This is a genomic window from Algoriphagus sp. SE2 (assembly GCF_039563885.1).
GTDB lineage: Bacteria > Bacteroidota > Bacteroidia > Cytophagales > Cyclobacteriaceae > Algoriphagus.
This window is the reverse complement of record NZ_JBCLWJ010000004.1, coordinates 34,074-54,973: the sequence shown is the minus strand read 5'-3', so window position 1 is coordinate 54,973 and position 20,900 is coordinate 34,074. Positions and strand designations below refer to the sequence as shown.

The 20,900-nt window shown below is 37.0% G+C and carries 19 protein-coding genes and 1 pseudogene; 9 read left to right on the top strand and 11 right to left on the bottom strand.

The window, feature by feature from the left end; translation table 11 throughout:
- Positions 1-4: 4 nt before the first annotated feature.
- From AAGF08_RS06175 to AAGF08_RS06135, 9 genes are all read right to left on the bottom strand, one after another.
- Entirely contained in the window at positions 5-760 is a 756-nt protein-coding gene (locus tag AAGF08_RS06175; RefSeq protein ID WP_343510272.1) for an ATP-binding protein, read from the bottom strand.
- Entirely contained in the window at positions 747-1,505 is a 759-nt protein-coding gene (locus AAGF08_RS06170) for a histidine kinase (RefSeq protein WP_343510271.1), read from the bottom strand. The genes AAGF08_RS06175 and AAGF08_RS06170 overlap by 14 nt, the downstream gene beginning before the upstream one ends.
- 411 nt (positions 1,506-1,916) lie before the next feature.
- On the bottom strand, positions 1,917-2,678 hold the full coding sequence (locus AAGF08_RS06165; RefSeq protein WP_343510270.1) for a histidine kinase: 762 nt from the start codon (positions 2,676-2,678) through the stop codon (positions 1,917-1,919).
- Positions 2,679-2,680: 2 nt separating this feature from the next.
- The gene (locus AAGF08_RS06160) at positions 2,681-3,085 is read right to left on the bottom strand and encodes a molecular chaperone DnaK (RefSeq protein WP_343510269.1); all 405 of its coding nucleotides are present in this window, start codon (positions 3,083-3,085) and stop codon (positions 2,681-2,683) included.
- A 196-nt stretch (positions 3,086-3,281) separates the two neighbouring features.
- Complete coding sequence (locus AAGF08_RS06155) at positions 3,282-4,046, bottom strand: histidine kinase (protein WP_343510268.1); 765 nt, start codon at positions 4,044-4,046, stop codon at positions 3,282-3,284.
- Between the two features lie 213 nt (positions 4,047-4,259).
- Positions 4,260-7,229, bottom strand: coding sequence for a protein translocase subunit SecDF (gene secDF / locus AAGF08_RS06150; RefSeq protein WP_343510266.1), 2,970 nt, complete (start codon positions 7,227-7,229; stop codon positions 4,260-4,262).
- A 93-nt stretch (positions 7,230-7,322) separates the two neighbouring features.
- A complete protein-coding gene (locus tag AAGF08_RS06145; protein ID WP_343510265.1) occupies positions 7,323-7,679 on the bottom strand; it encodes a hypothetical protein in 357 nt (118 codons plus the stop codon).
- Positions 7,680-7,740: 61 nt separating this feature from the next.
- Positions 7,741-8,361, bottom strand: coding sequence for a uridine kinase (udk, locus tag AAGF08_RS06140; RefSeq protein WP_343510263.1), 621 nt, complete (start codon positions 8,359-8,361; stop codon positions 7,741-7,743).
- 37 nt (positions 8,362-8,398) lie between these two features.
- Entirely contained in the window at positions 8,399-8,974 is a 576-nt protein-coding gene (locus tag AAGF08_RS06135; protein WP_343510262.1) for a non-canonical purine NTP diphosphatase, read from the bottom strand.
- A gap of 139 nt (positions 8,975-9,113) precedes the next feature.
- Here AAGF08_RS06135 and AAGF08_RS06130 point away from each other — a divergent pair, with 139 nt between their 5' ends.
- Together AAGF08_RS06130 and AAGF08_RS06125 are read left to right on the top strand one after the other, a co-directional pair.
- Positions 9,114-9,677 carry a TIGR00730 family Rossman fold protein gene (locus tag AAGF08_RS06130; RefSeq protein WP_343510259.1) on the top strand — a complete coding sequence of 188 codons (564 nt, stop codon included), beginning with the start codon at positions 9,114-9,116 and terminating at the stop codon, positions 9,675-9,677.
- 107 nt (positions 9,678-9,784) lie between these two features.
- Complete coding sequence (locus AAGF08_RS06125) at positions 9,785-10,288, top strand: hypothetical protein (RefSeq protein WP_343510550.1); 504 nt, start codon at positions 9,785-9,787, stop codon at positions 10,286-10,288.
- 101 nt (positions 10,289-10,389) lie between these two features.
- On the opposite strand, the gene gndA is transcribed toward AAGF08_RS06125, so the two are convergent.
- Complete coding sequence (gndA, locus tag AAGF08_RS06120; protein ID WP_343510257.1) at positions 10,390-11,802, bottom strand: NADP-dependent phosphogluconate dehydrogenase; 1,413 nt, start codon at positions 11,800-11,802, stop codon at positions 10,390-10,392.
- Between the two features lie 313 nt (positions 11,803-12,115).
- Between gndA and zwf the strand changes: the two are divergent.
- The 3 genes and pseudogenes from zwf to AAGF08_RS06105 all read left to right on the top strand — a co-directional run bounded on the left by zwf (position 12,116) and on the right by AAGF08_RS06105 (position 15,583).
- Positions 12,116-13,642, top strand: a pseudogene (zwf, locus tag AAGF08_RS06115) (glucose-6-phosphate dehydrogenase).
- Positions 13,643-13,693: 51 nt separating this feature from the next.
- Complete coding sequence (pgl, locus tag AAGF08_RS06110; protein ID WP_343510256.1) at positions 13,694-14,419, top strand: 6-phosphogluconolactonase; 726 nt, start codon at positions 13,694-13,696, stop codon at positions 14,417-14,419.
- Between the two features lie 114 nt (positions 14,420-14,533).
- On the top strand, positions 14,534-15,583 hold the full coding sequence (locus AAGF08_RS06105; protein ID WP_343510254.1) for an NAD(P)-dependent alcohol dehydrogenase: 1,050 nt from the start codon (positions 14,534-14,536) through the stop codon (positions 15,581-15,583).
- 54 nt (positions 15,584-15,637) lie between these two features.
- Here AAGF08_RS06105 and ruvB read toward each other — a convergent pair whose 3' ends face one another.
- On the bottom strand, positions 15,638-16,672 hold the full coding sequence (ruvB, locus tag AAGF08_RS06100; RefSeq protein ID WP_343510251.1) for a Holliday junction branch migration DNA helicase RuvB: 1,035 nt from the start codon (positions 16,670-16,672) through the stop codon (positions 15,638-15,640).
- A 122-nt stretch (positions 16,673-16,794) separates the two neighbouring features.
- Between ruvB and AAGF08_RS06095 the strand changes: the two genes are divergently transcribed.
- From AAGF08_RS06095 to AAGF08_RS06080, 4 genes are all read left to right on the top strand, one after another.
- A complete protein-coding gene (locus tag AAGF08_RS06095; RefSeq protein WP_343510249.1) occupies positions 16,795-17,859 on the top strand; it encodes an FAD:protein FMN transferase in 1,065 nt (354 codons plus the stop codon).
- A gap of 130 nt (positions 17,860-17,989) precedes the next feature.
- Positions 17,990-18,742 carry a zinc permease gene (locus AAGF08_RS06090; RefSeq protein ID WP_343510248.1) on the top strand — a complete coding sequence of 251 codons (753 nt, stop codon included), beginning with the start codon at positions 17,990-17,992 and terminating at the stop codon, positions 18,740-18,742.
- A 169-nt stretch (positions 18,743-18,911) separates the two neighbouring features.
- Positions 18,912-19,175 (top strand): DUF4212 domain-containing protein, encoded by a 264-nt coding sequence (locus tag AAGF08_RS06085; RefSeq protein WP_343510247.1) that lies wholly within the window; start codon positions 18,912-18,914, stop codon positions 19,173-19,175.
- 29 nt (positions 19,176-19,204) lie between these two features.
- Positions 19,205-20,890 carry a sodium:solute symporter family protein gene (locus AAGF08_RS06080; protein WP_343510246.1) on the top strand — a complete coding sequence of 562 codons (1,686 nt, stop codon included), beginning with the start codon at positions 19,205-19,207 and terminating at the stop codon, positions 20,888-20,890.
- The last annotated feature ends 10 nt before the right edge of the window (positions 20,891-20,900 follow it).

Sequence of the window (20,900 nt, the reverse complement as noted above, 5' to 3'; positions counted from 1 at the left end):
AAATCTAATTTGGCAACATTAAATGGATGAGTGTACCATTTCCTACACTGGAGGTGATCGAGAAATCACCTCCAATAGTCTCCATACGCTTTTTCAAATTAAACATGCCGCTTCCATCTGATTCTAAAGAAGTGTCAAAGCCTTTTCCATTATCCTTAATTTCGATAACTCTATCTGAACCAAATCGTTTCACATTTATTGAAATTAAATCGGGAGAAGCATGTTTCATTGCGTTATTCAAAACCTCCTGAATTACCCTAATGAGAACTAATTTTTGGTCTTTTGGAAAATCCCCGAGTTCAAATTCATATGCTACCTTTGTTTTACAATAACCTGTCGATTCAATTTTTTCTAATTGCTGTTCGATAAATTCTACGATTGTTAGAGATTCCACCCAATCTAAATTCAGGTTTTTGGAAAGCGCACGAACTTCTGAGATTACCTGGTTAATAGTTTCTTTTCCTTCTGACTGTTTTTCTGGTTTAGATGACCCTAAATAAAGTTTTGCCAAAGACAATAATTGACCAATATTGTCATGAAGTTCTCTGCCCACATAGGAAAGGGTTTCTTGCTGAATTTCGTTTTCTATATTCAACAAAGTTTTTTCATGCTCGGATTTAATTTGATCCAATTTTTGCCGATTTTGAACTTGTCTTTGTCTATGAATAAATACCATCGCTATTACAAAGCTAGACATCAATCCACCTAGGAATAGCGTGGCAAAAATGATAACATATATCTGGTCTTCAACTGGCTGCATAATAAGGTTCTTTTTCGAAAATACCGGGTAATTTAGGTGATGCAATAGTTAGCACCAGGATACTAAGGTTTAACACTCCCATCACCCAATCAATCTGAAACAAAGACATTCCCAATTGCTTGTTCACACTATATAGGTAGGTAACTGAAACAGAGCTGATATAAGTTAAAGAATAAGTAAATAGGATAAAGGTCATTTGCCAAAATGACAATAACCTTAATGGATTCGATTCAAGATATTTTTCATTAGAAATTAAGCCTATAAAATAAAGCCCACTCCCCACCAAAATCATATTAGCTCCTATGGCAAAAATAATAGGTTGGCCCAAGTAAACAGGTTCAATCCCCGTTCCTGTGAGAAACAGAATCACGAAAAAATAAAAAAAGATCATCCAGGTAATATATTTCTTTTTTGCTGGTTCAAGCCATGTTTTAATGAGAAAAAGATAGAGGGCGGTTGCTATATATTTATTCGCAAAATTATAAAACCAAACATTATAATTTGGATTTTTTTCATTCCCCAAAATTTCATTAACCCATTTATTTAATTCATAATTGTAAACCAAATAGCCCGCAAAATCCTCATAAACTACTGTAAAGGTTAATATTAAAAAAGGAAGCCAATAATAGATATTCGTTCTTTCATCTTTATTTAAACGAAAGAAGAAAATTAGTCCTATAATCAGAAGAAGATTTATAAGGATAAAATAGGGTTCAAGATATATCTGTGAAAATCTGCTATCCATTTTTTGGCACTAGAAGAAGCTTGTTTACTGAAAAAGCATTAAATATTCCAATATTGAAATCTCTCTTCAGCCCCTAAATATCCATGATATAAAAGTTCATTCTACTCTTTCTATGTTAAGTTGACCAACATTTGGAGGATCAAGAATAAAGTTTCAAACTATTTCGATATTGAAATTACACCCTGAATTTCAATTTGCAAACATTAAGTAAGTAAGTGTTCCTATTCCTAAATCTAAAGTGAAAAAAACAACCCATTTAAGCCAAACCCAATAAGAGGAATGGACTGCTATTCCAATCAGGTATACTTATTTGTGAGCTTACTTACCCAATTGGTTCTGCCCTCATTGTTTACAAAACGTACATATTTTATAAAACAAAAGAATCCCTTTAAGAAGAGAAAGTATAAATAATCAAGATAAAAATTCAAGCGATGGCTCTTTCTCAAATATTCTGGGAAAAAGTGGTGATGCTATCGCGACAATCAAAACCCCCAAAGTGCATAGCGACATCAGATAGGAAATGTCCTGTAAAGACTTACCTAAAACAGGATTGACTTCAAAGAGATATAATAAAGCTACTGAAGAAATATATTTCAAAGAAAACGTGAACAAAATAATAGTCATTTGCCAGAATGATACCAGCCTAAATGGATTGCTCTCTAAATATTGATTGTGAGTAATCATTTCAATAAAATACAATCCACTGCCAGCCAATATCAGGTTGGCCCCCAAGGCAAATATGATAGGCTGGTTCAAATAAAGAGATTCTATTCCTGACACTTGCAGCGTACATACAACTGCTATAAACGCATAGATCATCCAGTTAATGTATTTCTTTTTGGAAGGATGAAGCCAGGTCTTAATCAGCATTAAATAAAGGATAACCTCTATCTGCCTTTTAGTAATATTATAAAGCCAAAGATTAAACTGAGGAAATTCATAATTTCCTAGGTAGGCATTTACTGATTTTTTGAACTCAAAATCGTAATTCGTGTAAGCACCCATATTTTCATAAACTACGGTATACCCCAAAATCAAAAAAGGGAGCCAATAATGAATATTGGCCCTCTTTTCTTTTGGTATTTTAAAGAAACAAATTATCCCTAAAATCAGCAGTAAATCAATAGGTATAGTGTATTGATTCAAGAATGCTTGGGAAAATCTGCTATCCATTTTTAGGTACTCGTTGGAGCTGGTTCACAGACATAAGGACACTGAACGCCCCTATTTTGATATTCTTCCTCATCTCCTGCCACTCCTCTAGAAACCTGTTGAGTTTCTTTAAGATTAGCAGCTCTCATTACCAAAGTCAATTGACCGGTATAATCTTCTGCTTCATTAGGGTAGAATTTTTTGGCAGTTTCTTCAGTATACTCAGTAAAATAAAATTGAATTCCACCGACTTTTGGATCCTTGTCGGCTTTTTCCAATAACCCTTCTAACGTTTCTCTATCAAAAAATATCCAACTCGTTTGGTTGATCTTGTCTTTGTCTTTATTATCCTTCGCTGGCTTCCCTTTTTTTACTTCTTTGTCATACTTAGCCTTCATGCTTTCGAAGTCCTCTTTTGAAATTTTCATAGAAAAATTTTTTGCTGTTAAGTTTAAATCAATTTCGAACTATTAATTATTGCTAAAAGGTAAGATATTTTTTCCCTACCGAACAATAAAATCAATAGATGCATTAGTTTCTAATTCAAATAAATCATTTTACCCAATTGTAAATTTGAGCGATGGCCATTATACCTGCTAATTTTAAACATCAAAAGTTTAAAGACTAAGTAATACTGGATTCATGGTTAGGTTCTCTTTCAAAATTTATTGGTAAAAACGGGGATGCAATGGTAACCACAAATATGAACAGGCATAAAATACCCATCGTTTGATTAACGATTGCAAGGGATTTTGTCAATTCAGGGTTAATGCCATAGAGGTACTCAAAGGAAATAGAATAGCTATAGGACAAAGAATAATTAAAAAAAATCAAGGTCATTTGCCAAAATGAAATTAATCTCAAAAGATTACTTTTAAGAAATCTCTCCTGCGCCATGAGCTCTATAAAATAAAGTCCACATCCAAATAAAATCAGGTAAGTTCCTACCGCTAAAATGAATGGTTGATTTAAATAAATCGGTTCAATTCCTGTCAATTGAATTACCACCACAAAAATGACAAAAAATAAGATCATCCGAGTGAGATATTTCTTTTTAGATTGACTTAACCAAAACCTGATAAGAGAAAGATATAAGACAGTAAGAATTTGGCTATTAGTAATATTAAATACCCATAAATTATACAAAGGGTATTCGGTGTTTCCCAAATAAGCATTTGCAGCTTTTCTAAATTCCAAATCATAAAGGGTGTAAGCTCCAATATTTTCATAAAAAACTGTAAAAGACAAAATCAAAAAGGGAAGCCAATAAAAAATACTGGCTTTTTTCTCGCCAGATAATCTTAAAAAACAGGTGATCCCAATTATCAGGAGAATATCCAATAAAACTAAATACCAGCCACTAAAAGCAACCCAAAGATTATTTCCCATAATCAAACTTTAATGGGTGATAAATCAATCTGTCTTTGCATTTCATTGAAACTCATTGATTATGCTTCTAAGGTTAATCTGATGCTCATAAAAGGTTCATATAAAGACTAAACCCAGCATTCAATATAAATTGTTTAGATAAAAAATTTAGAATTACCAAATAAAAAAGGAGCGCAATTTCTTACGCTCCTTTTAAATAATTAGACTCTAATTCTATGCTAATTTCTTGGATTCTTTTATTTCTTCTTGATCGATATCTCTCTTCATCAAATCTACCACAATCGGTGTAGCAATGAATACTGAAGAATAAGTACCCACCAAAATCCCTATTAATAAAGCAAATGAGAACCCTCTTAATACTTCACCTCCAAATAATAGCAATACAATAATCACAATTAAGGTAGTAAATGAGGTAATCAAAGTTCTACCTAAAGTTTGGTTGATGGCATCATTAAATACTTTAACTAATCTATGAGTGCCTCTGCTTTCAATGTTCTCTCTAATTCTATCAAATACAATCACAGTATCATTGATGGAATAACCGATGACGGTTAATACTGCCGCAATGAATACTTGATCGATCTCGAAAGTAGCACCAAGAGCACTTGCAATAGCAAAGGCAGCTATCACGAATAAGGTATCATGAATCAACGCGATAATTGATGCCAAAGAGAATTGCCATTTACGGAAACGCAACAAAATATAAAGGAAGATTGCAATTAAGGCAGCAATCATTGCTTCACCTGAAGATGCTTTGATATCATCCGCCACAGTTGCTCCTACTTTAGAAGAACCTGTAATAGCAAATTGATCGGCAGCAAGGTCCTCGGCATCTTCGCTGAACTCAAAGCCCATTACATTCGCTATTCCTTCTTTCACTTTAGATTCGACTTCCTTATTAGAAGCATCATCATCTTCATTTACCAAATAAGAAGTGGTTACTTTCAAAACATTGGTAGCACCATAAGTTTTCACTTCTACGGATCCATCAAACTCACCATCAAGACCTGTTTTCAATTCTGAAGCTGCAACAGGCTCTGCAAATGCAACGATGTATGATCTACCCCCTGTAAAGTCAACTCCAAATTTCAACCCATTAAGACCTGCAATAGCTAAACCTACAATGATAATTCCGGTAGAAATCAGATAGGCAACTTTTCTTTTTCCAAGGAAATCAATATTAAGGCTGCTTAATGCATTTTTAGCAAAAGGAGTTGCAAAGCTTATAGAACTCTTATCCCCTTTTTTGCTCATCCAAGAGACAATAACCCTTGTAATAAATACTGCTGAAAAGAAGGAACAAGCGATACCAATCATCAATACTATTGCAAAGCCTTTTACAGGTCCTTGACCTAATGCATAAAGAATAGCACCAGTTAAGAAAGTTGTTACGTTTGAGTCAAGAATAGCAGAAAATGCTTTGCTATAACCTGCATTAATGGCAGCTAGGAGTCCTACGCCATTTCGCAGTTCTTCCTTAATACGCTCAAATATCAACACATTCGCATCAATGGACATACCGATTGTCAGTACAATACCTGCAATCCCCGGTAGAGTCAAAGAAGATTGAAGCTGTGCCAAAATACCTAAGATAAAGAAGATGTTGAATACCAAAGCAGCGATAGCAACCAATCCACCTTTAGCATAATATGCAAGCATAAAAAGAACAACGATCGAAAGTCCAGCAATCATGGAAATCAATCCTTGATTCAAAGCTTCTTTACCCAAGGTTGGACCAATAATGCTTTCCTCTACAATCTGTGTAGGGGCTGGAAGAGATCCAGACTTAAGAATATTCGCTAAATCCTGGGCTTCCAACAGAGAGAAGTTTCCAGAGATTTCAGATTGACCTGTTGGGATTTCACCATTTACCACTGGTGCTGTATACACATAGTCATCAAGCACAACAGCTATTCTACGACCTACGTTATCGGCAGTTAATTTTCTCCATTTTCTAGCTCCATCCGCATTCATTTGCATAGAAACAGCAGGTCTTGAAGTCTGATCCAATACCTGGCGTGCATCAGTCACAACATCTCCTTCTAAAGGAGCTTGATCTGAACCTCTTGGGATTTTGATAGCATAAAGCTCCAATGCTTCTGTTCCATCCTCAAGTACCTGAGGTTTTACACCCCAAAGTAATTTGATGTCTTTCGGAAGCATGGCTTTATACTGATCTCTTTTTAAGATTCTGTTAATAGTCACAGTATCTCTTACATCGTAAACCAAACCGTAATTTGCTTTAAGCAAGCTGAAAATAGGTGAAGTTCCAGCATTAGGATTCATTGGATCGATTTGTTCCAACTGAGCTTCCAATGCCTTTCTTAAAGAATCTTCCTGAGATAAATTTTCTGTAGAAACAGAATCAGCAACAGCTGTGGATTCTGAAGCTTTTTGATCAGCAAGATATGCCGTATTAATTGCCTCAAGAGCTCCACCAAATTCATTAACTTCAGCAACTTCCCAGAATTGAAGTTTCGCAACTCCCTGAAGTAAGTTTCTAACTCTTTCCTGATTGTCTACACCTGGAAGTTCAATCTGAATACGGCCAGAACCTTGGATTCTTTGAATATTTGGTTGAGAAGTACCAAATCTATCAATACGAGTTCTTAAGATATTAAAAGAACGATCAATCGCATTCTCTATCTCAGTATCAATGATATCAAGAATTTCTGCATCAGAAGTTTCAAGTGAAATTCTTCCTCTATTCGCTGCTGTTGCGAAAATTGAACTTAGATTTTTGTCTGGGCTATTAGCTTGCCAAGCAGAATAAAAAAGATTAACAAACTTTTCGTCCGATGTTTTGGCAGCCTCTCTTGCCTCCTCTACCGACTTGTTAAAAGCTACATCTTTTGGGTTACCAGCAATTCCTTTAACAATTTCTACAGGAGAAACCGCCAAGGTTACATGCATTCCACCTTGAAGATCCAGACCTAAGCCTAGTTCTGTCTCTTTAACTTCTTGGTAGGTGTAGTCAGCACCTAGAAAATTATAAACTGGCTCTCTCCAAACGGAATCGAGATAAGCTCTTCTCAAGGCAAAATCAACATTGCCGGAAGCGTCTGTAGCATAAGCCTCTGCTTTTTGCTGAACGCTATTTGAAACAAATGTGAATGACAGATAATACAGACAAAGCCCTGTAATAATCACTGTCAAAAACACAATGACACCTTTATTTTGCATAAGGATTAGGTATTAATTATTAGAATTGTAAATACAGATTTGAATTGCTCCTAGAAGCTAGGAAGCGAAGAAATAAGGTAATATGAAGTAAATTCAGGGACCTTTGGTCGAAATTATCCGTTCAAAGAGGATTTCGAGAAGTTGATTTGGATGTGAGAAAGTACTGACCTCCACATGGAAATCTAAATTACTTTCTTGTTTGATCTGGTAGATCAGATATAAAGCAGTATGCGATACGTGTACTACAAATGGTACTACCGCATCAACTGCAACATTCAAAAAAGTTTGGTGTTGATCCTGATCAGACGGAGCATCTTGCTGTTCAAGCTTAATACTATTTACAGAATCAGGAATGTATTCAACACTGGAAATAAACAAACAAAATAGCAGAGCAAGCGTCATCGTGATGCGCTGTTGGAATAATTTGCTATTTCGATTTCTTTGCTTCATGCGCCGCAAATATAGTCAATATTTGAAATTCAACAGAATTAGTAGTTTTTTTTTGAAAATGTTACTTACCTGACCTTGCTCTAAGGTAGGTTCTGATGACCTCCAAGGCTTTATCAAAGTTATGATTGTTGGGAACAATCAAATCAGCTTCATTTTTAAATGGCTTGATGTACTTTTCATAAGTAGGCATCACATGCATTTCGTAGCGGTATAAAACATCGTCTAAATCATAGCCTCGTTCTACTTTATCACGAATTATTCTGCGCTTTAGTTTTATGTGATCTTTGGCGTCAATAAAAATTTTTAGATCCAGCAAATCAGCTAATTCAGGATAATACAAAACAAAGATACCTTCCACAACAACAACTGGAGCCGCATGAAACGTCAAGACTTTTGGGGTTTTAGAGGCATTATTAAAAGTATATTCTTCTCTCTCAACAGACTCTCCAGCCTGAATTTTACGAATATCAGAAGCATATTCTTCAAAATCTATACTATGGGGAGTATCAAAATTGTGAATCCCCATAGAATCTATTGGTTGTAGATGCCTAGGCTTATAATAATTATCCTGAGAAATAAGACAAACCTCTCCTTTTTCAAATGTACTTAATAAACGCTCCAGGAAAAGTGTTTTACCTGAGGCAGAACCTCCTGTAATTCCTACTATGAACGGCTTTTTCATAAGTTAAAGTTAGAGTTTTTCTTAGCGCTTATCAGAATTATATTTCGTTCAAAAAGTCGATCAATGCTCTTACAGCTTTACCCCGATGGCTGATTTCATTTTTTTTCTCAATGCTTAGTTCAGCAAAAGACTTCGAAAAACCTACTGGTCTGAAAACCGGGTCGTATCCAAACCCTCCTGTTCCCACTCTCTGTCTTAAAATTTCTCCTTCAGCTATACCTTCAAATTTATATTTATCTTCTGCAATCAATAAGGCAATAACTGTTTTAAATCTCGCGGTCCTAATGGAAGAATGTTCAAGATTTTTTAGAAGCAGATCAATATTCCTGTCATCACTTCTAGGTTCACCCGCATATCTGCCCGAATAAACCCCCGGTTCTCCTTCAAGTGCATCCACCTCTAATCCCGTATCATCTGCAAAACAATCCACTCCATAGTGATCTTTTACATATTGGGCTTTTTGGAAAGCATTATGCTCTAACGTATCTCCGGTTTCAGGAAGTTCTTCTTTGCAACCAATTTCTTCAAGTGATAAAATCTCCATTTTATTCCCAAGGGCAGCTTTAACTTCTTTTATTTTGTTCTTATTATTTGTTGCAAAGCAAATTTTCATGATTCAAAAATATAATTTCCATAGAGATTTTCAGCCATAACTGTTTTGGATTTCACCTTGATAAATTTTAACAACAATTACATTTTGCGAATTATCATCTGAAAACCTTAATTTCGGAACTATCATTTTATTCAATTAGATGAAAAAAATCACTGTTTATTGCGGATCTAGAAAAGGCGAAAGCCCTATGTATGAATCTGCCGTGAGAACATTAGCCTTGCAAATGATCAAAAGAGATTATTCGTTGGTGTATGGAGCAGGCCGAGTCGGGCTGATGGGTGTCATAGCAGATGAAATGTTAGCAGCCGGAAAGGAGGTAATAGGAATTATCCCCCAAAAATTGGTGGATCGTGAAGTGGCGCATCAGGGCTGTACAGATTTAGTAATTGTAGAAACAATGAGAGATCGAAAATGGCTGATGGCAGAACAGGGAGATGGTTTCATAGCCATGCCTGGAGGGATTGGTACTTTAGAAGAACTTTTTGAGATCATGACTTTAAATCAATTGCATTACATCCAAAAACCTTTAGCACTTTTTAATGTGAATGGATATTATGACAAGTTGGTAGATTTTCTTAAACATGCCAAAGAGGAGGGATTCCTATATTCTGTTTTGGAGGAATCCTTGATAGTTTCTGATGATCCAATTGAGATTCTTGAAAAAATGGCTTCCTATCGTCCAAAAGGGACTCCAGATTGGTGAAAATGCTTAGAATTCCTGCTCAAGCCCTAATGAAATCAAACATTTAGGATTATTTAAAATCATCCTAAAAATTAAATTTCTTATTTTTGCACAGCGCAAAAGCAGAAATGATCCAAAAGCTATTCCCATTAGATAAAAATTACATTCTTCGTCAAGCTCAGTCTGAGTTAGAGGAAGAGTTGATCGATCGTATGGTTTTTGAGTTGAAGCGATCCTACACATTTTTATATAATCCTTTGCGATTGATGGATCAGACATTTATCCAGATCATCGATACTTTTACTTTTCCAAGAGAAAGGGCCAAATTGATTTACCGACAGCTTTGTGGAATTTATCGATATAAGCATGGAGATAATCAATTGGAAATGCTTTTTGATGGAAGAACTCATTTGGACAAATTCAAGGAAGATTGGTCTGCTGCATTGGTTTCTTACGTACAGGAGTTGGGGATTTATGAGCAATATGTGAAAACAATGCTTAGAATGACCTTGCTATATGACACAGAAACAAGAGCAGAGTGGGCAGAAAATCACTGCAAGGCTTTTATTAATCAATATTTTGAGCTAAAAGTAGTTAAAAGGCACGGTGAACTGAAGTTGAAAGTAGGGTAATCCATCGCAATAATTTATTTTGAATAAAAAAACAAAAGCTCGTTGAATTCCCTCAACGAGCTTTTGTTTTGAGCTTAACTGCCAACTGCTATTGACTACTGCTAATTTCCCCATTCGGTATGGAAAATCCCTTCCCGATCAATTCGCTCATACGTATGTGATCCAAAATGATCTCGTTGAGCTTGGATTAAATTAAGAGGAAGTCTACTCGAAGTATAGGCATCAAAATAACTTAAAGCAGAAGAAAGTCCAGGGACAGGAATACCATTAGTAGCCGCAAAAGCAACAACTTGGCGAACCGCGGGTAGGGTTCCTTGTACTTTAGAAACAAAAGAAGGTGAAAGCAATAGATTAGGAAGGTCATTATCTTCTTCGAAAGCTCCAGAGATATCTGCCAAAAGCCCCGCTCGAATGATACATCCAGCTCTCCAAATCTTGGCGATCGTCGCTATATTTAAATCATATCCATAATCTTTGGAAGCATAGCTCAGCTGATGCAGTCCCTGCGCATAGGCAATGATAAAAGAGAAATATAAGGCTTGTTCCGCTTGAGCTATTAATTCTTCTTTTGCAATATGTGCGACTTCTGGTCTGGAATACAAGTTATCAGCCTGCACTCGTTCATCCTTTAAGGCAGAAATCTCACGCATACTTACTGCCATATCGATAGTCGGTACTGGTATACCTAAATCCATTGCATTTTGGGAAGTCCATTTGCCTGTCCCTTTTTGCTTTGCTTTATCCAAAATCATATCTATCAAGTCAGCAAAAGTCAAGTCATCTTTCTGAGTAAAAATCTCTGCTGTTATTTCCACTAAAAACGACTGAAGACGTCCCTCATTCCATTTGGAGTAAACTTTGTGCAATTCTTCATTACTTAATCCACAAGATTTTTTCAATAGATCATAGATCTCTGAAGTCAGCTGCATCATGGCGTATTCGATACCATTATGCACCATCTTCACATAATTCCCAGCTGATTTCGGACCTAAATATGCAACACAAGGTTCCCCCTTATATTTAGCAGAAACGGCTTCAAAAATTGGCTTCACATGAGCATAAGCATCTTTATCTCCTCCCGGCATAATGCTAGGCCCTTTTCTAGCTCCTTCCGCACCACCAGATACTCCAGAACCGAAAAAGTGAATTCCTTTTTCTTTCAAATAAGCTTCACGGCGATCAGTATCTGTGAAAAATGAATTTCCACCATCTATAATGATATCATCTTTAGACAAATAAGGCAGCAAACTCTCAATTGCCTGATCCACAATTTTACCGGCAGGAACCAAAAGCATGATTTTTCTTGGAGTGCTAAGCGCTTGGACAAATGTGTTGATTTCCGTAGAAGCACTTACTTTGGAAAGGTCTCCACCTTCTGTTTTTAATGCCTCCACTTTTTCTGAATCTAAATCATATCCAAAGGCTTTGAAATTATTATCGGCGACATTTAAAATAAAATTTCTCCCCATTACCCCAAGACCTACCAGTCCAAAATCGTAATCTTTATATTCCATCTTTTTCTGTTTTTCTTAAAAATACCTTGGCAATCATTTTTGCTTCCTATGCTTATTAAATCAAATAAGCCTTAATTTTGCGACTGCAAAGCAAAATTAAATTAAAGTGGCAATTGTTCGCTTTATTATGCAAATCAATTAACCCCATTTCTAAAATTTAAACTGTTTAGCTACTGTAAATCTCCTAAAAATTGGAAGTCTTTTAAACCTAACAGGATGTGGCCTAAATAATAAACCTGTTTCTTCAAATAATCAATTTGTGAGTTCTGGCTTAATTAAATTTGTTTGAAGAGCTAAAAATATCGACCAACGCATGAAAAAAACTTTAAATCAGATGCTAATTATTTTTGGAGCATCTGGGGATTTAACCACTCGTAAACTAGTTCCTGCACTTTATAATCTTTACAAAGGAAATCATCTGCCAGATAATTTCGTAGTGCTTGGAGCAAGTCGAAGCGATTTGACTGATAAGGCATTTCGTGAGAAAGTGGTTCAGGAAAGCGAGTTTTTAGAAAAAAAGATCAGCAAGGAAGAAACTTCTTTCATTAAGACCTTTTCCGATAAACTTTTTTATCAAGATTTGGGAGAAAACTATGATAGCGATTATTCAACTTTAGCAAAAAGAATTGCACAGTTAAACAAAGATCATGGTTGTGAAGAAAATTATATTTTTTACCTATCGACTCCCCCAAGTTTATACGAAGTCATAGCCAAGAATTTATGTGAGGCAGGATTGACCAAGGAAGAAAATGGTTGGAAAAGGATTATTGTTGAAAAGCCTTTTGGTTACAGTCTTGAAACGGCAAAAGAGTTAAATGAAGGCTTGCACAAGTATTTTGAAGAAAAGCAGGTTTATAGAATTGACCATTATTTGGGAAAAGAAACTGTTCAAAATCTTTTAGTAACCCGTTTTTCAAATTCGATTTTTGAACCAACTTGGAACAGAAGGTACATTCACCATGTAGAAATCACCAATGCCGAAACCGTAGGTGTGGAGAAACGGGGAGGATATTACGATAAATCAGGTGCTTTGAGGGATATGTTCCAGAGTCATTTGCTACAAGTACTTTCGCTAATTGTGATGGAGCCACCAATCAATTCCAGTGCAGAGGAAATCAGGGATGAAAAAGTTAAAGCTTTAAAATCATTGCGTTTGATGACTGACCCGGAAGTTTTGGCTACTCACACGATGAAAGGTCAGTACATGGCTTCGACAATCAATGGTAAAAAAGTAAAAGGCTACCGTGAAGAAGAAGGGGTGGATCCAAATTCAAAAACTGAAACTTTTGCTGCAATCAAGTTTTTTGTGGATAACTGGAGATGGAAAGACGTCCCTTTTTATGTAAGGACCGCTAAGTACATGCCAACCAAAGTGACAGAAGTAGTTATCCACTTCAAATCTCCAGCTCATGAAGTTTTCACAAGTCATGATGCTTATAAAAAAGACAATAAATTGATCATTCGAATCCAGCCAGATGAAGGGATTTTGATCAAGTTTGGAGTAAAAGTGCCTGGTCTAGGTTTTATTGTGGATCAGGCAAATCTTGACTTCTATTATTCCGATCTAGATTCTGCTGAGGTGATGGATGCCTACGAAAGATAGCTTTTAGATGCAATGCAGGGAGATGCGACATTATATGCAAGAGCTGATGAGGTGGAAGCCGCTTGGAAATTTGTAGATCCAATAATAAAATACTGGGAGAATGAGGATGTGCCAACATTTGGCTATGCCGCCGGAACTTGGGGACCTAGAAACTCCGATGAAATGTTTGGAGGTCATTTTGGATGGAGAAATCCAGGAAAGCGTCTTACGGACGAAACAGGATTCTGTATCCTGTAACAATCTTCGTTTTCTATTTTCAATTGCCCAATAATTACTAAAGAACAAAAAATGAATGTCATTGTATCTAGCTCAAAGGAAAGTCTTGCAGAAGAGTTTGCTTACACTTTAAAGGAAATGTCTGATACAGGAGAAAAAATCCACGTAGCACTTTCAGGCGGCAGTACACCAAAGGTTATTTTTGACTATATCTCTGAGGAATTAGGGGAAGATATTCTTTGGGATAATATAAACTTCTATTGGGGCGATGAAAGGTGTGTTTCTCCTTCTGATTCTGAAAGCAATTACAAGATGACGGTGGATCATCTATTGTCTAAAATTGACATGCCTGAGGAGAATATTTTCCGAATTAAGGGAGAAAATGATCCGGATGAAGAAGCAATTCGATATAGCCAACTGCTGGAAGATGAACTTCCAATTGTCAATGGAATTCCTCAGTTTGATTTGGTCATGTTGGGCTTAGGAGATGACGGGCATACTGTTTCTATTTTCCCATATAATATCGAATTGTGGGATGCTAAAGAAAACTGTGTAGTTGCAGTACATCCTGATTCTGGACAAAAAAGAGTAACTATCACAGGAAAAATTGTTAACAATGCCAAGGCAGTGGCCTTTCTAGTGACAGGTGCCAACAAAGCAGAAAAGGTGAAAGAAATTATAATGCTTGAAGGCAATTATGAAACGTATCCAGCTTCTTTAGTTAATCCTGAAAGCGAAGAACTGACCTGGTATCTAGATAAGGCTGCCGCCAAAGATTTAGACTTTTCTGAAGAATAATTAACAAAAAACAAGGTTTAAAGCTGTTTCAAAATACTATTTATATACCTTGATATTGCTAAAATTGATTTCTTCCCTTTTCAAAATGAATTAATCCTCAATCAATAATTTTTTATGACAGAAGTAAAAGCCTATGCAGCTAAAAAAGCTGATCAACCTCTTGCCCCATTTGATCTTATCAGAAGAACCCCAGGACCAAAAGACGTAGAAATCGAGATTTTATATTGTGGCGTTTGTCATTCCGATATTCACATGGCAAGAAATGAATGGGGAGGGACTATATTCCCAATTGTTCCAGGTCATGAGATCGTTGGAAAAGTAATATCAGTAGGGTCGGAAGTCAGTAAACACAAAGTTGGCGACACTGTAGGGGTAGGCTGTATGGTGGATTCTTGCGGTAAATGTGGAAGCTGTGAGGAAGACTTAGAACAATTCTGTGAAAATGGAATGTCAGGCACCTATAGCTCTTACCTTCAAGATAAAAGAACGATCACATACGGAGGCTATTCTACGAATATTGTGGTGACTGAAAAGTTCGTACTCTCTGTTTCAGACAAGTTACCTCTAGAAGGAGTAGCTCCTCTACTTTGCGCAGGAATTACTACTTACTCTCCGTTAAGACACTGGAATGTAAAAAAAGGAGATAAAGTAGCAGTAGTTGGCCTGGGAGGATTAGGGCACATGGCAGTGAAGCTTGCAGCGGCTATGGGAGCTGAAGTCACTATGCTAAGCCGTTCACCAGAAAAAGCAAAAGATGCAGACTCACTTGGGGCCCATCACTTTGAACTTACGACAAATCCAGAAAACCTCAAGAAGTTAAAGGGCACTTATGATTTGATTATCGATACAGTATCTGCCTCTCATGATTATAGCACCTATTTAAATTTATTAAGGACAAATGGTGTAATGGTTTTGGTTGGTGTACCTCCTACTCCAGAAACAATCCATGCTACCTCATTGATTTTTGGTAGAAAAAGCCTAGCCGGATCCTTAATCGGAGGAATCAAAGAAACCCAGGAAATGCTAGATTTTTGTGCTGAGCATGGTATTGTTTCCGATGTAGAAGTAATTGCTATGGATCAGATCAACGAAGCATACGAGCGGACTATCGCCGGAGATGTGAGATATCGATTTGTTATCGACATGGCAACTTTGAAAAAGTGACAATTCCATTAAAAAGTAAAAAACCGACTGAGGGCTGAATCTCAGTCGGTTTTTTTATATCCCATCAAACAAACCTCCCAGTCCTTGGGTAGGCTTTATGTTTAAGTGTTTGTATGCAAGTTCTGTTGCCATTCGACCTCTTGCAGTTCTCTTCAAGTATCCCTCCTGTATCAGAAAAGGCTCATATACCTCTTCTATGGTTTCTGCTTCTTCACCACAAGCCGTGGCAATAGTGCTCAATCCAACAGGCCCACCTTTAAATTTTTCGATTATGGTCATTAAAATTCGATTGTCCATTTCGTCCAACCCATTCATATCCACATCCAGTGCATCGAGAGCAATTTTTGAAATTTCTAATGTTATCGTTCCATCTCCTTTTACTTCGGCAAAGTCACGAGTTCTGCGTAAAAGCATATTCGCAATCCTTGGGGTACCTCGACTTCTTCTTGCAATTTCATAAGCTGCGACCTCATCAATTGGGGTTTGTAGAATCCCTGCTGAACGGCTAACAATATCTGTCAATAATTTTGCATCGTAATATTCCAATCTGGAGTTGATCCCAAACCGAGCACGAAGCGGTGATGTTAATAAACCAGAGCGGGTTGTAGCACCTATTAAAGTAAAAGGGCTTAAGCTGATTTGCACAGACCTAGCATTTGGTCCAGAATCCAGCATTATATCTATTCTGAAATCCTCCATTGCAGAGTAAAGATATTCCTCCACGATAGGGTTAAGCCTATGGATTTCATCGATGAATAGTACATCACCTTCCTCCAGATTGGTAAGTAAACCAGCTAAATCAGATGGTTTATCCAATACAGGTCCAGAAGTGATTTTAATCCCTGCCTGTAATTCGTTTGCAATAATATAGCTTAGAGTTGTCTTGCCAAGTCCTGGAGGTCCATGCAGCAAAACGTGGTCAAGGGGCTCATTCCGTCGCTTAGCGGCCACAACAAAAACGCGTAAATTTTGAACGATTTTGTATTGTCCGGTGAAGTCCTCAAAGCTCAAAGGGCGCAAAGCTTTTTCAAATTCTTTATCCTTTGAACTTAAATGTTCTTCGTCACCAGTTAAATAATCTTCTCTCATAGAAATAGGGTACTCACACAAAGATAGAAAAATACCCGTGGGGACGATGGACTTTTTGTAAGCCTTCTTAATCCTCCATACTGAAAAATAACTCTTAACTTCGCACCGAAATAAAGATTCTTATGCGTCCTAATGTCCGTAAAAATATTATTTACTCACTGGTCTTATTGACTATGGTGATTCTTGTTTACTCCTGGAGAAATCAAAATCCAGAGACAACAGTACAAGAGAAAGAAATTGAAGTAAATGGTAAGTTGACCCTATCTGGAAAAACGATGGGCACAACTTATAATATAACCTATTTGGATGAAGAAGGTAGAGACTTTCAACCTTCAATCGACTCCTTATTAGTTGTCTTCAACCAGAGTTTATCTACCTACATTCCTGATTCCGAAATAAGCAGATTTAATAAGGCAGATACTTTGGACTTTAATTTGCCATATTTATTACCAGTTCTTAATGCCAGTAAAGAGGTGTTTGAGAAAACTTCAGGGGCATTTGATCCTACTGTAGGACCCTTAGTCAATATTTGGGGGTTTGGACCTAGCGGGCCTGAATTGAAAGATAGTGTCGATATCCAAAACCTGCTAAAATTAGTAGGGTTTGAAAAAATTGATTTTGATACGAAACAGGTCAGAAAGAAAGTTCCCGGTATTTATCTGGATTTCAGCAGCATCGCCAAAGGATATGGAGTGGATGTGGTAGCAGAATTTTTATCATCAAAAGGAATCAAAAACTATTTAGTGGAAATCGGTGGAGAGTTGGTGGCCCAAGGAGTAAACGAAAATGGTGAATTGTGGAAAGTTGGTGTAAATAGACCAGAGGAATCCTCAAGCGCTTCCGATCTATTTAGCATCATTGCCCTTCAAGACAAAGGAATGGCTACCTCAGGAAATTACAGAAATTTTTATGTTCGGGATTCTGTTAAAATCTCCCATACAATAAACCCCAAAACTGGTTACCCAATCGCACAAAACTTGTTAAGTGCAACCGTAATCGCCGAAGATTGTATGACTGCAGACGCATATGCTACAGCAATGATGGTGATGGGAACGGAAAAAGCAATTGCTTTGGATTCGGGATTAGATGAAATTGAGGTTTTTCTTATTTACAGCGATGAAAATGGGGAATTTAAAACCTTTGCTAGCGAAGAATTAAAGCCATATCTTTCTTTTCCTCAGAAATAGCACCATTCAAATTAATTCTTTATTTAGATAGAAATTCCCATTTCAATAATTAAATGCAACATTATTGAATTTTATTACCTTTGCTGGGGTTATATCTCCAACTTTCGGAAAAGGAAAGTAAAACTTGGTTATGGGAATAAACTTTCTGCTTCTTTTTATAACGGCCATTGGAGCTGGTTCTTTAGTTTTTATCGCTCCGAATTTTAGAGATAAGTACTTTAAACTAGTTCTGGTTTTTGCAGGATCTTATCTTTTTTCAATCACCATTTTACACATTCTCCCGGAACTATTTCATAGTGGGTATGAAGGTGGAAGAATGGGTTTATACATTTTGATAGGCTTTTTGCTCCAGCAGTTATTGGAGTTTTTATCAAGTGGAATCGAACATGGCCATATTCACCATCACCACGGAGAAACAAAAGCTGGAATCTTTACAGTTATGATTGGACTTTTTATCCATGCTTTCCTAGAAGGCACGCTGCTTTCTCATGGAAGCTTAATTGGGGCTGGAACTGAAGCCTTTGGACATGTACACAATAGCAAAACAGTTTTGGTAGGCGTAATCTTGCATAAAGGTCCAGCAGCTTTTGCATTGGCAGCGGTACTCAGTAGTTCTTTAAGCAAAAAATGGACATTGATATTACTGACTTTATTTGCATTTGCCTCTCCTTTAGGTATGTTCTCAAGCGCCTATTTATTTCAAAGCGGCCTACTTGAAAAAGAAGGAGTTGGAATGCTTTACGGCTTGGTGGCAGGTGGGTTTCTTCACATTTCTACCACGATATTCTTTGAAAGCAGTCCTCATCACAAGTTTAATTGGAATAAGTTAATCGTGAGTTTTGTCGCAGCTGGTCTGGCTATTCTGTCTGAATATGTCTTTTAACACAATTTAATTTCTTTACTTAAACCTTTGATATTTCGGAATTGGCAAATTATTCGGAATAAAAACACGTCTTGACTTATTTTTTCATTATTTAATGGAAAAGCGGTTGCATTTCGCGTGAATCTACACTTACTTTTAAAATTGATTCCAAAAAATAAACCCCAATACCATGGCTAAAGATGCAGGCAAAATGAAAGCCTACTGGAAAAAGAACCTCAAAACTTTATTTTTTTTACTTTTTATCTGGTTTTTAGTCTCCTTTGGGTTTGGGATTCTTTGGGTTGAAGAATTAAACACCATTCGCCTGGGAGGATACAAACTAGGGTTTTGGTTTGCTCAGCAAGGATCAATTTATTCTTTTGTTATCCTGATTTTCATCTATGTATATCGGATGAATAAACTGGACAAAGAGTTTGATGTCAACGAGGAATAATAATAACACAACCAAAATCACCTTAAGAAATGGACATTTTAACCTGGACATATATTCTCGTAGGACTTTCCTTCACATTATATATTGGAATAGCTATTTGGTCGAGAGCAGGCTCTACAAAGGAGTTTTATGTAGCTGGTGGAGGAGTTTCTCCTTTGGCAAACGGAATGGCAACAGCAGCTGATTGGATGTCAGCAGCCTCGTTTATTTCCATGGCAGGAATTATATCGTTCGCAGGATATGATGGTTCTGTTTATCTCATGGGCTGGACAGGAGGATATGTATTACTTGCACTTTTGCTAGCACCTTATCTTCGCAAATTCGGTAAATTTACTGTTCCTGACTTTGTTGGAGACCGATATTACTCGAATACAGCCAAAGTAGTAGCTGTGATTTGTGCATTGTTTGTCTCTTTTACTTATGTCGCCGGACAAATGCGTGGAGTCGGTATCGTATTTTCAAGATATCTAGAGGTTCCTATAGAATGGGGTGTCGTAATAGGCATGTGTATTGTATTTTTCTATGCTGTTTTAGGTGGAATGAAAGGGATCACCTATACACAGGTAGCCCAATACTGTGTTTTGATTTTTGCTTACATGGTTCCGGCTATTTTCGTTTCCATGCAACTCACCGGAAACCCAATTCCACAACTAGGATTAGGCGGAGAACTTGCAGATGGAACCGCCCTATTAGATAAGCTTGATGGAGTCTTGGCCGAGCTAGGTTTTGCTGAATATACTTCCGGTCGAAAAGAAATGATAGATGTTTTCATGATCACATTGGCTTTGATGGTCGGTACTGCCGGACTTCCCCATGTGATAGTTAGATTTTTTACAGTACCCAGAGTAAAAGACGCAAGATTATCAGCTGGTTATGCATTAGTTTTCATAGCCATTCTTTATACAACTGCTCCTGCTATAGCAGCTTTTGGTATCTATAATGCGATCAATAGTACTTCTGAAAAAGAGATTTCCTCCCTCCCTGTTTGGATTTCTAATTGGCAAAAAACCAATTTGATAAAAGTTGACGATAAGAATGGAGATGGAAAGATCCAGTACGTTGCAGATCCTGAAGCCAATGAATTAAGTATTGATAGGGATATCATGGTCTTGGCAAGTCCTGAAATAGCGGAACTTCCGAATTGGGTGGTTGGCTTAGTTGCAGCTGGGGCTATGGCTGCTGCTCTGTCCACTGCAGCAGGATTATTGTTAGTCATCTCCACTTCCGTTTCGAGAGATTTATTTAAGACATTTAAACCGGAAATTTCGGAGAAAAAGGAATTGAGAATAGCAAGAATTGCTGCTGCCGGGGCTGTTCTTCTTGCTGGTTACTTTGGAGTAAATCCTCCTGGATTTGTGGCACAAGTTGTAGCCTTTGCATTCGGCCTAGCCGCTGCATCTTTTTTCCCGGTTATTATTATGGGAATTTTCTCCTCAAGGATAAATAAGGAAGGGGCAATTGCGGGAATGATTTCCGGATTGGCTTTTACCTTAGCCTATATTATTTATTTTAAATTTATATCTCCGGAGCTTAATACTGCTGATCATTGGTGGTTTGGCGTATCTCCGGAAGGAATTGGATCGATTGGTATGTTTATCAATTTTCTGGTATGCATTGTGGTTTCCCGGTTTACTCCGGCACCTCCTCAATCTGTCCAGGATATGATTCAAGAAATAAGAATACCCCGTGGAGCTGGCAATGCAGTTGATCATTAAGCTTAAATTA

Excerpts from the sequence above, each read along its gene's own strand:
- AAGF08_RS06125 (WP_343510550.1), top strand. The coding sequence starts at position 9,785 with ATGATCCAAAAGCTATTCCCATTAGATAAAAATTACATTCTTCGTCAA.
- ruvB (WP_343510251.1), bottom strand. The coding sequence starts at position 16,672 with ATGAGAGAAGATTATTTAACTGGTGACGAAGAACATTTAAGTTCAAAG.
- AAGF08_RS06145 (WP_343510265.1), bottom strand. The coding sequence starts at position 7,679 with ATGAAGCAAAGAAATCGAAATAGCAAATTATTCCAACAGCGCATCACG.
- AAGF08_RS06080 (WP_343510246.1), top strand. The coding sequence starts at position 19,205 with ATGGACATTTTAACCTGGACATATATTCTCGTAGGACTTTCCTTCACA.
- gndA (WP_343510257.1), bottom strand. The coding sequence starts at position 11,802 with ATGGAATATAAAGATTACGATTTTGGACTGGTAGGTCTTGGGGTAATG.
- AAGF08_RS06130 (WP_343510259.1), top strand. The coding sequence starts at position 9,114 with ATGAAAAAAATCACTGTTTATTGCGGATCTAGAAAAGGCGAAAGCCCT.
- AAGF08_RS06170 (WP_343510271.1), bottom strand. The coding sequence starts at position 1,505 with ATGGATAGCAGATTTTCACAGATATATCTTGAACCCTATTTTATCCTT.
- pgl (WP_343510256.1), top strand. The coding sequence starts at position 13,694 with ATGAATGTCATTGTATCTAGCTCAAAGGAAAGTCTTGCAGAAGAGTTT.
- AAGF08_RS06085 (WP_343510247.1), top strand. The coding sequence starts at position 18,912 with ATGGCTAAAGATGCAGGCAAAATGAAAGCCTACTGGAAAAAGAACCTC.
- udk (WP_343510263.1), bottom strand. The coding sequence starts at position 8,361 with ATGAAAAAGCCGTTCATAGTAGGAATTACAGGAGGTTCTGCCTCAGGT.
- AAGF08_RS06090 (WP_343510248.1), top strand. The coding sequence starts at position 17,990 with ATGGGAATAAACTTTCTGCTTCTTTTTATAACGGCCATTGGAGCTGGT.
- AAGF08_RS06165 (WP_343510270.1), bottom strand. The coding sequence starts at position 2,678 with ATGGATAGCAGATTTTCCCAAGCATTCTTGAATCAATACACTATACCT.
- AAGF08_RS06175 (WP_343510272.1), bottom strand. The coding sequence starts at position 760 with ATGCAGCCAGTTGAAGACCAGATATATGTTATCATTTTTGCCACGCTA.
- secDF (WP_343510266.1), bottom strand. The coding sequence starts at position 7,229 with ATGCAAAATAAAGGTGTCATTGTGTTTTTGACAGTGATTATTACAGGG.
- AAGF08_RS06105 (WP_343510254.1), top strand. The coding sequence starts at position 14,534 with ATGACAGAAGTAAAAGCCTATGCAGCTAAAAAAGCTGATCAACCTCTT.
- AAGF08_RS06135 (WP_343510262.1), bottom strand. The coding sequence starts at position 8,974 with ATGAAAATTTGCTTTGCAACAAATAATAAGAACAAAATAAAAGAAGTT.
- AAGF08_RS06095 (WP_343510249.1), top strand. The coding sequence starts at position 16,795 with ATGCGTCCTAATGTCCGTAAAAATATTATTTACTCACTGGTCTTATTG.
- AAGF08_RS06155 (WP_343510268.1), bottom strand. The coding sequence starts at position 4,046 with ATGGGAAATAATCTTTGGGTTGCTTTTAGTGGCTGGTATTTAGTTTTA.
- AAGF08_RS06160 (WP_343510269.1), bottom strand. The coding sequence starts at position 3,085 with ATGAAAATTTCAAAAGAGGACTTCGAAAGCATGAAGGCTAAGTATGAC.